This is a genomic window from Selenomonas sp. WCT3, from assembly GCA_900100835.1.
In the GTDB taxonomy this organism is placed as follows: Bacteria; Bacillota; Negativicutes; order Selenomonadales; family Selenomonadaceae; genus Selenomonas_A; species Selenomonas_A ruminantium_E.
Genome location: FNCM01000025.1, coordinates 1 through 10,534 on the forward strand (window position 1 = coordinate 1; position 10,534 = coordinate 10,534).

Annotated in this window: 11 protein-coding genes, 3 tRNA genes and 1 rRNA gene; 14 read left to right on the forward strand and 1 reads right to left on the reverse strand. The window is 50.8% G+C overall.

Annotation, left to right across the window (positions count from 1 at the left end):
* Positions 1 to 98: 98 nt before the first annotated feature.
* The 7 genes from rrf (at position 99) to BLQ36_RS12990 (ending at position 2,687) form a co-directional block, all read left to right on the forward strand.
* Positions 99 to 215: ribosomal RNA gene (gene rrf, locus BLQ36_RS12960) — 5S ribosomal RNA — on the forward strand.
* Between the two features lie 159 nt (positions 216 to 374).
* Positions 375 to 908 carry a methyl-accepting chemotaxis protein gene (locus BLQ36_RS12965; RefSeq protein ID WP_074515980.1) on the forward strand — a complete coding sequence of 178 codons (534 nt, stop codon included), beginning with the start codon at positions 375 to 377 and terminating at the stop codon, positions 906 to 908.
* A 147-nt stretch (positions 909 to 1,055) separates the two neighbouring features.
* A tRNA-Lys gene (locus BLQ36_RS12970) sits at positions 1,056 to 1,131 on the forward strand.
* Between the two features lie 28 nt (positions 1,132 to 1,159).
* A tRNA-Asp gene (locus BLQ36_RS12975) sits at positions 1,160 to 1,236 on the forward strand.
* A gap of 4 nt (positions 1,237 to 1,240) precedes the next feature.
* Positions 1,241 to 1,316 (forward strand) — tRNA-Phe (locus tag BLQ36_RS12980).
* Between the two features lie 77 nt (positions 1,317 to 1,393).
* The gene (locus BLQ36_RS12985; protein WP_074515981.1) at positions 1,394 to 1,957 is read left to right on the forward strand and encodes a TMEM165/GDT1 family protein; all 564 of its coding nucleotides are present in this window, start codon (positions 1,394 to 1,396) and stop codon (positions 1,955 to 1,957) included.
* Positions 1,958 to 2,051: 94 nt separating this feature from the next.
* Positions 2,052 to 2,687, forward strand: coding sequence for a DedA family protein (locus tag BLQ36_RS12990; protein ID WP_074515982.1), 636 nt, complete (start codon positions 2,052 to 2,054; stop codon positions 2,685 to 2,687).
* A 42-nt stretch (positions 2,688 to 2,729) separates the two neighbouring features.
* Here the strand turns inward: BLQ36_RS12990 and BLQ36_RS12995 are convergent, their stop codons facing one another.
* Entirely contained in the window at positions 2,730 to 3,683 is a 954-nt protein-coding gene (locus BLQ36_RS12995) for an AEC family transporter (protein WP_074515983.1), read from the reverse strand.
* Positions 3,684 to 3,916: 233 nt separating this feature from the next.
* Between BLQ36_RS12995 and rpsF the strand changes: the two genes are divergently transcribed.
* The 7 genes from rpsF (at position 3,917) to BLQ36_RS13030 (ending at position 10,343) form a co-directional block, all read left to right on the forward strand.
* Positions 3,917 to 4,204 (forward strand): 30S ribosomal protein S6, encoded by a 288-nt coding sequence (rpsF, locus tag BLQ36_RS13000; RefSeq protein ID WP_033171239.1) that lies wholly within the window; start codon positions 3,917 to 3,919, stop codon positions 4,202 to 4,204.
* A gap of 28 nt (positions 4,205 to 4,232) precedes the next feature.
* On the forward strand, positions 4,233 to 4,673 hold the full coding sequence (locus BLQ36_RS13005) for a single-stranded DNA-binding protein (RefSeq protein WP_074515984.1): 441 nt from the start codon (positions 4,233 to 4,235) through the stop codon (positions 4,671 to 4,673).
* A gap of 18 nt (positions 4,674 to 4,691) precedes the next feature.
* Complete coding sequence (rpsR, locus tag BLQ36_RS13010) at positions 4,692 to 4,922, forward strand: 30S ribosomal protein S18 (protein ID WP_014425267.1); 231 nt, start codon at positions 4,692 to 4,694, stop codon at positions 4,920 to 4,922.
* Between the two features lie 71 nt (positions 4,923 to 4,993).
* Entirely contained in the window at positions 4,994 to 6,556 is a 1,563-nt protein-coding gene (locus tag BLQ36_RS13015; protein WP_074515985.1) for a ClC family H(+)/Cl(-) exchange transporter, read from the forward strand.
* 88 nt (positions 6,557 to 6,644) lie between these two features.
* Positions 6,645 to 7,412: a DeoR/GlpR family DNA-binding transcription regulator gene (locus tag BLQ36_RS13020; RefSeq protein ID WP_033171242.1), complete on the forward strand. Its 768-nt coding sequence runs from the start codon at positions 6,645 to 6,647 to the stop codon at positions 7,410 to 7,412.
* A 47-nt stretch (positions 7,413 to 7,459) separates the two neighbouring features.
* Positions 7,460 to 9,436 (forward strand): LTA synthase family protein, encoded by a 1,977-nt coding sequence (locus BLQ36_RS13025; protein ID WP_318260991.1) that lies wholly within the window; start codon positions 7,460 to 7,462, stop codon positions 9,434 to 9,436.
* Between the two features lie 4 nt (positions 9,437 to 9,440).
* A complete protein-coding gene (locus tag BLQ36_RS13030) occupies positions 9,441 to 10,343 on the forward strand; it encodes a radical SAM protein (protein WP_081342370.1) in 903 nt (300 codons plus the stop codon).
* Positions 10,344 to 10,534: the final 191 nt, after the last annotated feature.

Below are 10,534 nucleotides of genomic sequence, written 5' to 3' on the forward strand. Positions count from 1 at the left end.
AGCGGACCAATACTAATAAGTCGAGGGCTTAACTTTAATCTAAAATGTTCGAATTTCTTCTGTATAGTTTTGAGTGGACATAGTTCATTCAAAGAAAATCTGGTGACGCTGGCTATGTGGTTCCACCTGTTCCCATACCGAACACAGTAGTTAAGCACATATACGCCGAAAGTACTTGTCTGGAGACGGACTGGGAGGATAGGGAGTTGCCAGTTAAGACGAGACGTCCTGTGGGACGTCTTTTTATTTTTGTTATTTTTTAGCAGAATAATGCAGGGTTTTTATTGTCTGTGTGGAATATGAATAGAGCAGAGACTATTACCGAATGTTATTTGGCTGATGTGGCCAATGTGTTAAGATGGGGAGGAATATAAATGGCAGAGGATACTAAGAACAGAGAAGACATAAATGCGAAATTGACGTCTTCTATCGAAGAAATTGCTTCGTCTACGCAAACGGTTTATGAGGCTGTTGAGCAGGTGGCCAAGAGTGCAAGTGCGCTGGCAAAAGCAGGTCAGGAGTCCGTTGAGCAGGCAAAATTCCTGCAGGAGAAAAATGCTGACACGATTAAGGTCATCGACTTCATCACCAATATCGCTGGACAGACGAACCTGCTTGGCCTTAATGCAGCCATCGAGGCTGCTCGTGCTGGTGAGCAGGGCCGTGGCTTTGCTGTCGTAGCCGAAGAGGTCAGAAAGCTGGCTGAGCAGTCTCGCGAGGCTACGGAAAAGATTCAGTCTACGCTTAACGAGATGAATAAAGCCGTTGAGGGGATTTCGAAATCCATTGAGACTACTGGTTCCATCAGTGAGGAACAGGCTGCTTCTACGGAAGAGATTACGGCTAATCTTTCTCGTGTAACGAAGGCTGCTGAGGATCTCAAAAAATATGTCGAAAGCCTCGACTAATTGATAGAATTTTAGACGCTTCTACGGAAGCGTCTTTTTTGTTAAAAAAAGTGTTGACAAGCAGGGGCTTTATCCGTATAATTATGTCTTGTGAGTGACGTATCAGTTGATTCAGTTTAAACTAAGCAATACATATTCTGCTCACCTGGTTCACTAGCTCAGTTGGTAGAGCACCTGACTTTTAATCAGGGTGTCCCGGGTTCGAATCCCGGGTGAGCCACCATTTGATTTTTCCTAAATTTTATATAGATGGCCCGGTAGTTTAGTTGGTTAGAATGCCGCCCTGTCACGGCGGAGGTCAGGGGTTCAAGTCCCCTTCGGGTCGCCATTTTGCCTTTGTAGCTCAGTTGGTAGAGCAGGGGACTGAAAATCCCCGTGTCAGTGGTTCGATTCCGCTCGAAGGCACCACTTAGGAGTTAAAGACCTTGTGTACGAATGTACCGGGGTCTTTTTGTGTATTATAATTCGATACGGGAGAGATGAGTATGGAAGCTTTGTTGGCTTCGTTTCTGATCGTTTTTCTTGCTGAAATGGGGGATAAGACGCAATTCCTCGTTATGGCATTTACCTCCAAATACGATTGGAAACAGGTCTTTGTGGGAATGTCCCTGGGAATTGTTGTGGTTCATTCCTTGGCGGTGGCCTTGGGAACCTTGGCCGGTGAGTTGATTCCGGCCAATCTCATGCAAATGTTGGCCTCGTTAATTTTTATCGGTTTCGGCGTTTGGACGCTGCGCGGCGACGATGAGGAGGAAGAAGAGGCCCATGACTCGCGATTCGGGCCATTGCTGACGGTGGCTATGACCTTCGTTGTCGGGGAGATGGGCGATAAGACGCAGTTTGCGGCTATGACGATGGCCGCGCAATACGAGGGCGCCTGGCTGGCAGTGCTTTTGGGCGCTGTTTTGGGAATGATTGTGGCTGACAGCCTGGGAATTTTGGCAGGTGCCTTGTTGCACCGCCGCCTGCCAGCCCGTCAAATGAGACTTTTGTCAGCGGCAATTTTTCTGCTGTTTGGTGTGGCTGGTCTAGTGAAAGCACTCTTCTAATTTGGCAGGTTTGCCTATGGCAAAATTTAAGCTTTGGCGTTATAATAAGCGATAGTATTGGATTTCGATGTGACGAAAGGGAGATTTAGTAGTAATGGAACATTTTTCGACGTTGTTCTTGGAGTTTATTGCTTCTTGGGGCTATGTGGCAGTTGCCATCCTGATGGCGGCAGAGAATGCCTGCATACCGATTCCTAGTGAGCTGATTCTCGGATTCGCCGGCTACCTTATCTTTGCGGATCAGATGACTTTTGTTGGCGCTTTGACGGCAGGCATGGTCGGCGGTATGGCTGGTTCGATTTTTGCTTATGTCATTGGTCATAGGGGCGGACGTGCTTTTGTGGATAAATATGGCCATTATTTCTTTGTCAAAAAGAGCCACGTGGATATTGCCCAGAACTGGTTTGATAAATACGGCCTTAAGGCGGTATTCTTCAGCCGCATGCTGCCAGTAGTCCGCACCTTCATTTCCTTGCCGGCAGGTTTTGCCCATGTGGATATGAAAAAGTTTTTGGTGCTGACCTTTGCTGGTTCCCTGCCCTGGACGGCTTTGATTTTGGCTGCGGGCATGATGCTTGGCAAGAGCTGGCAGATTATGCTGAGCTATGGTCATACGGCGAGCCTCATCTTTGTAGGTGTCTGTGCGGTGGTCATTGCAGTTATGTACATTCGTCATCGCCGAAAAAAAAACGTTCGTGAGTGCGAGAAGCTCAGTGAGGATGCCGAATAAACGAAAATCCCATTTCCGGTTTGCGGAAATGGGATTTTCTGTTTATTTGAGCAGGAAAAACAGGAACGGGAAGATTGCCAACAAGAAGGCGGTTGTTGTTATGACAAAGGACGAGATGGTAAGGCCCACATTGAGTTCGTAGAGTTTGGCGGTGAGTACGGCATTGATGGCGGTGGGACAGAAGGCAAGCAGAATCAGCGTGCCCCGGAGGACGGGAGCCGTTACCAATAACTGTGTCAGTCCGACGAATAGCAGCGGGGTAAAGATAAAGCGCAAGGCAACGAGGCTACGCGTTTGCCGGGCATAATGACGTACTTGTTTGAAGTCAATCAAAAAGCCAACGGGCAGCATGGCAATCCAGGCGCCGATGTGGACGAGGCTTTGGAAGAGGGGGGCCAGGATGTCCGGGCGTTGAATGCCGGCAGCGTTGAGGGCAAAACCAGCCATCATGCCTACAAGGCTTAGTTGGTTAAGGGAGAAGAACATTGCACGTAGGCTGTGAAGTCGGCTGGTTTTGCGGCGGGCTTCGGTATGTTTGAGATGATAATACTGTGCCAGTGGGAAGATGATAAGGCAGAGCAGGACGTTTTGGCAGGTTCCGATAAGCTGGGTATAGGCAAAGCCCTCTTCGTTGTAGAGGATAAAGGCACAGACGCCGCCGAGGGTGCCAAGGTTTGCCAGCATTGCGCTGGCGACATAGGCGCCACGGTCAAGCAGGTTATCGATGCGGCGGGCAAATAACAGATAGCCAAGAAGGCCTGGTGTAAGGACCAGCAGAAATCCGAAAAACGGTATGAGCAGCAGGCTCCAGGAAAGAGGCAGTACCCAGAAACTGAGCAGCGAAAGTACGGTGTAGACGCAGACCACGTTAAAGCGGATTACTTTATTCATGGTATCGTCAGAAAGGAGCTGGTGCTTATGCAGATACCAGCCCACAATCAGTGGAAGCAGCAGGTCGGTAAAGACGAAAAAGATGCGCGGGTTTATACCGTCCAAATGGTTCCCTTCTTTCTATAGAAATTTTTTATAGTATAAATCCTAGCATCAAAAGCAGTTTCTGTAAATTGTGGTGGAAAAAAAGGGGAATCCGTGAAAATATCCTTGCTTTCCCTGCCGCTGCATGGTATAATTTTCTAGTCGTGAGACAAATAATGTTTTGAGTTGAAATAATATTTCAACCTCTGCTCCTGTGCGAGCAGGAGCCAAAGACCAAAGAGGGAGGTGATTTCGTGAGAAAGTACGAAGTCATATTTATCGTTAAGCCGATGGAAGAGGAAGCTACGAACGCTGTCATCGACAAGTTCACCAAGATCATCACGGAGAATGGTGGTACGATCGATAAAGAAGATCGTTGGGGTAAGAAACGTCTTGCCTATGAGATCAAAGACTGCACGGAGGGCTTCTATGAGCTGCTCTACGTTACGGCTGAGCCGGCATGCGTTGCTGAGTGCGAGCGCGTAATGAAGATCACGGACGATGTCCTGAAGCACATGATCGTAAAATCTGAAGAAAACTAATATTCCATAATGCCAGGGAGGTTTTGCCATGAATAAGGTTATTTTGGCCGGTCGGCTTACGCGTGACCCCGAGGTCCGTTATACGCAGAGCGGCAAAGCCGTGGCTTCGTTCACCGTTGCGGTGGATCGTCGCTTCGGCCGCAAAAATGCGGATAATAACCAGCCGACGGCGGATTTCATTCCGGTAGTTGTCTGGGAGAAATTGGCAGAGATTTGCGGGAATAACTTAATCAAGGGAAGCCAGGTGCTGGTCGAAGGTCGCTTGCAGGTCCGCACGTATGACGCGCAGGACGGTTCGAAGCGCTATGTGACCGAGGTTGTCGCCAATGAAGTTGAGTTCATGGGTTCGCGCCCGCAGCGCGAAGGCGGCTTCCAGCAGGGTGGATTCGCCCAGGGAGCTCCGGCTCCGGCAGCACCGGCGGATAATTCTTTTGGCCCGGCCATCCCTGACGAGGACATCCCATTTTGATAGGAGGGAATTACTTTGATGAGACGTGACAGAGGCAGAAGACCTCGTAGAAAAGTCTGCTCTTTCTGCGTAGACAAGGTCGAGCATATCGACTATAAAGACGTTGCAAAACTTCGCCGCTTCATTACGGAGCGTGGCAAGATTTTACCGCGTCGTATCTCCGGCAACTGCGCTAAACATCAGCGTCAGGTTACCGTTGCAATCAAACGTGCACGCAACATTGCGCTGCTGCCGTTCACTGCAGAGTAAGAGATTTTCAAGGTGTTGTACTAAAGGTACAGCACCTTTTTTCTATTAAGGATGTAGGAGAAGGAAGCTTTATGCAGAGTCAAATTGAGACGGCCATGCGGATTTTTACGGACCCGCGGCATTTCAAACTGCGACTTTTTCTCGAGGGCAATGTCATTGGTATTTTTACCGGTTTAGTCATTGCGCTGTTCCGCTATCTTTTGGAATTGTCGGAGCGGTATACACCGCTTCTCTATGGCTGGCTGCGGGATAATCCGGAGTGGATTCCTGGCTGGGGCGCTGTCTTGCTGGCTATTGGCTGGGTTCTCTATCGGATTGTTAAATGGGATGGCATGACCTCTGGGTCAGGTATCCCGCAAATCAAGGGAATTCTGATCGGTAAAATGGATATGAATTGGGCCCGGGTGCTGTTGCTGAAATTTACCGGTGCGGTGCTTGGAATCGGTGCTGGCCTTTCGCTGGGCCGTGAGGGCCCCAGCGTTCAGTTGGGCGCTTGTGTGGGGCAGGGGGTAGGCCGCATGACTCACCGCTCCTTTGCAGAAAATCACTATATGCTGACGGCAGGCGCCGGTGCTGGTTTGGCGGCGGCCTTCAATGCCCCGCTGGCTGGTGTGATATTTTGCCTGGAAGAACTCACCAAGAATTTTTCCCCCTTTGTGCTCATGGGAGCTATTGCGGCTGCGGTAACGTCCACAACGGTCACCCAGTATTTTTTTGGCATGGAGCCAGTTTTCCATATGGGTGATATTCCCGTGGTTTCCACGGGCAGCATTTATATGCTGCTCATCCTTTTGGGGGCTTTTGTCGGAGTACTGGGGCTGGCGTTTAATCGCCTGCTCACCCGGGCGTTGGATGGTTTTGCCACAGCGCCCGTGCCCGCCTGGTCAAAGTCCATGGTTCCGCTGCTTACCGCAGGGGTGCTGGGCTTTTGCCTGCCGGAGGTATTAGGCGGGGGCAGCCACTTGGTGGATTCCCTGGTGGTTACGGATTATTCCCTTTACTGGCTGCTGATTTTGCTGTTGGGAAAATTTTTCTTTACCATGCTTTGCTTTGGCTCGGGGGTTCCAGGGGGAATATTCCTGCCCATGCTGGTGCTGGGAAGCGTTGGCGGTGCGATATTTGCAAAGCTGGCGGTTTTTCTGGGGCTCATGGAGCCGGTGTGGACGGTCAACTGCATTATCTTTGGCATGGCCGCCTACTTTGCCTCGGTGGTAAAATCCCCGGTTACCGGGGCCGTGCTGATTATGGAGATGACGGGGTCCTTTGACCACATGCTGGCCCTGATTCTCGTATCCATGACGGCCTATCTGGTGGCAGACCTCACCAATGGTGAGCCGGTCTACGACATGCTGTTGAATCGCAGCTTGGCACTTCAGGCAAAACTTGCCAGTGCTATCAAACATCGCCGCATTATGAGCGAGGTCATCGTCGGCATGGGCAGCCAGCTCGATGGCGCTTGCATACGCGAAGTCAAGTGGCCATCGGGCAGCCTTATTGTCAATGTCAGCCGCGCTGGAGAGGATTTGGCACCAAATGGAGGTCTTTGCCTGAAGGAAGGCGATTATCTGTATATTTTAAGCGACGATGTCTATAAGAGCAGCTTAGAGCTGCTGGCCGCGGAAAAGTCTACTTGATAATTTTACATAGATTTAGTACAATAGTCGTACAACAAGAACAAACAATAAACACAGTTTCTAGGAAGATTATAGGAGTGATTGTCCGATGTTTTTGGAAGAACGCCAAGAGATTATTCTCAATATGCTTGCCCGTGACGGCAAGGTTCGTGTCCGCGAACTCAGCGAGAAGTTCAAGGTAACGGAAGACTGCATCCGCAAGGATTTGGGTGCCCTCGAGAAAAAGGGAAAACTCAAACGCACGTATGGTGGTGCTGTCCGCATTCGTGAAAACAGCCATATGGTTGAAGTCAGCAAACATCGCAACACGGATGTTGAGGCAAAACAGCGCATCGCTCAGGCTGCCGTAAAACTCATCCACGAGAAGGATATGGTATTCCTCGACATTTCCACCAGCAACCTGGCCATTGCTGAATTGCTGGTAAAGATGGATCAGGATATCACGGTAGTTACGAACATGATTGATATTCTCGTAGTCCTCGCCCGCAATCCGAAAATCCGCGTGGTATTTGCTGGCGGTAAAATCAACAAGAGCCGTGATGGTTTCTGGGGCGGCATGACCCTCGACTTCATCTCCCACCTCAAACCGGATATCGCTTTCGTCGGTGCCGTAGGCGTTGATGTCAAGGAGAACAGTGTTTCCACTTACGATATCGACGACGGTATCAACAAGGCATCCATCATCCGTCACAGCAAGAAGGCTTACGTTGTCGCTGAGGCACGCAAGCTCAGCACGGATGGCAACTATAACTACACGTCCCTGGACACGCTTTCCGGCCTGATTACGGATACGCTGCCGGCCCGGGATATTCAGGACGCTGCTGATTCTTACGGGGTTGAGATTATCCTGCCATGAAGATCTCATTTCCCGCACGATTGAGCTGGGAAAATTTTCATACGGTAATGCTGAAAGGACTGAAGGTATATGCATTTTACCTGGCAGTCCTTTCCCTTTTCCGGCTCTTTTTTATTTTTATTCTTATTCTGCAAAGTTATCTGGGGCCTGCCAGCGGCACGGAAGATATCCTGCTGGCACTTTGGCGGGGCAGCCGGCTGTCGATGCAGACGGCGGGCTGTCTGGCGCTGGTCAGTTTTCTGCCGGCCCTGTTGCTGCATTACCTATTGCCGAAGTTTGAAGGGCTTTGTTGGCGCCTGTTAAATGGGCTGCTGCTGGCGATGCTGAGTATTCTTTATGTCGCCAGTTTCCCCTTTTACCGCCAGTTCCGCATGAATTTCAATCAGATGATTTTTAACGGGGCAAATGATGATATCTATGCGCTGTTTATAACCATGATTCAGCAGTATTGGCTGCCCGTTCGCTTGGCGGGAGCCCTGCTGTTGGCCTATGGCCTGTGGCGGCTGCTCATGGCATGGCTCAAGTGGACTCCTTTGGAAAATCTCCTGCAGTCCATGCGCCTGCCTTTGGTGCTGCGGCTGCTGGGACGATTGGCGTTTCTGGCAGGTGTATATATCGCGGTACTGCTGGGGATTTTTGGCGGCAGTCTCGGCTGGCAAACCGCTGTGGATTGGGAAAATGCCGGTGTGACGAAGGATGAATTCCTCAACGAGGCGATTTTGGACAACCCTCAGGCAGTTTATCGTGCCTGGAACCTAAACCACCGCATGCTGGCCTGCAATGGTTTGGATTTTACCGTGGAAGATATTCGCAGTCTGGCTGCGCTGCTTTCGGGGCGGCAGCCGGATAGCGATGATTTGGATGTTTATTTGCAGAAAACAGCTGGTGGGGCGCAGCTTGAGCAGCCTTCCCATGTCTTTGTGATTCTGTCGGAGAGCTTTGCCAACTGGCCGCTGCTCGACAAATACAAAAACATCCCGATTTCCCAGGGGATGCGTGCTCTGCTGACAGAGGAGGATACGGACTACTGCCCGACATTCCTGCCCAATGGTGCCAGCACTGTGTCGGCAGTTACCGGCGTGGTTACAGGCTTTGCCGATGCCAATCTGTACCTGACGACGATGCCGGAATCCTTTAAGGAGCCCTATGTGACCGCCAGCGCGCCGCAGATGGAGAAGCTTGGGTACGCGACCAATTTCTGGTATGCGGGGCCAGCTACCTGGGAGCGCATCGGGGCCTTTACCCAGGCCCAGGGCTTTGACCATTTCTACAGCCGGGGCGATTTTGGCGATGTTCCAGGCAGTGTCTGGGGCTGTGAGGATGAATATCTCTATGACCAGGTATTAAAGGGCTTAAGTGACGCGCCGAGTTTCAATGTGATTCTCAATGCGTCGAATCATTCCCCGTATGATGTCGATGTGGAGGCGAAGGGCTTTGATAAAGAGGCGGTGCGGGCAACGCTGCCGCCAGAGGCGCAAAATGATGAAGAGCTTCTGCGGGAGCTGGGGCATTACTGGTATGCCGATAGGGAACTAGCTAGGTTCGTCAAAGCCGTCAAGGCAAAATATCCGGACAGCCTTATCGTCATCGTCGGGGACCATGGGGATCGGTATAATATCGATAAGACCCCATCGACCTATGAACGCTATGGCATTCCCTTTATCCTTACGGGAAAGGGCGTCCATAAAGGAACCTTGCTGGCAGATTCTGCTGGCAGCCAGATTGATATCATGCCGACGATTTTCGAGCTCATTGCCCCTAAGGGCTTTACCTACATGTCCGTGGGCTCAAGTCTCACAACGGGGAACCGCCGTGGCGTCAACTACGGTTTTTGGATTACCCGGAATGCGGTGGGCAAGGCCGATACGGTGCCGCTTTTGCCGGAGTCGTTAAATGGCGGGGAACCGCCTGTCATCGATGACCAGGCTATGCAGGACTACATCAATGCTGTGCGCAGCATTTCCTGGTGGCGTCCGAAATATGGCCCAATCCTCGATGCATCACGATTGGAAGGACGGGAGTGAGCCGATGATTTCTTTGGGCAATTGCAATCTGTGCCCGCGGCAGTGCGGGGTAGACCGGTCAGTGTCCGTTGGTTTTTGCGGTGCTGGAGCTAAGGCCCGCATCGCCTTGGTATCCCTGCATCCTTGGGAGGAACCCTGCCTGGTAGGGGATAAAGGTGCTGGCACGGTGTTTTTCTCCTATTGCAATCTTCGCTGCTGCTACTGCCAGAACCATGCTATCAGTCATGGAGGAAAGGGCGAGGAGGTAACGGATGAACGCCTGGCGGAAATTTTTTGCGAACAGCAGGCGCGGGGGGCGGCTACTCTTGACCTGGTTACCCCTACTCATTACGTGCCGCAGATTATTCACGGGTTGGACCTGGCGCGGGAAAAGGGCTTTTCCCTGCCGGTGGTCTATAATTCCGGCGCCTATGATTCGGTGGAGACCATTGAGGCTCTGCGCGGCTATGTGGATATTTTCCTGCCGGATTTGAAATATGTGGACGGGAAATCGGCGGCGGAATATTCGCTGGCACCGGATTATTTTGAGAGGGCTGCCGATGCAATACGCCGTATGGTGGCGATTGCTGGCCCCATTCAGTTTGACGAAAGCGGACGTATGATCCGCGGGGTGCTGGTGCGTCATTTGGTTTTGCCGGGACATCGCCATGAGAGCATGAAAGCGTTGGATTGGTTATGGCAGGAATTTGGCAACGACATCCAGATCAGTTTAATGAATCAGTATACGCCCATGTACCATGCGGCTGAGCATAAAGGTATGAACCGGAAACTCACTACGTTTGAATATGAGTCGGTGGTGGATCATGCGGTGGAGCTGGGCATTACCAATTGTTATGTTCAGCAGGGACAGACTGCGTCAGAAGAATTCGTGCCTAAGTTTAACGGTGCGGGTGTGAAACGAATATAGATACAGAAAAGCCATGCTGAAATAAATTAGCATGGCTTTTTCTAAATTACAGTTTATCGGTTAGTGGAACCTTATTCGAAGCAGCTCTTCGCCACCGCTAGGGGCAGTGCCAACACTACGCGGGAGATGTTTTTCTAAACGAAATTTTTATCTTTAATTAAGCATCGAAAAAGTTGCAAAACGCGCTTCGC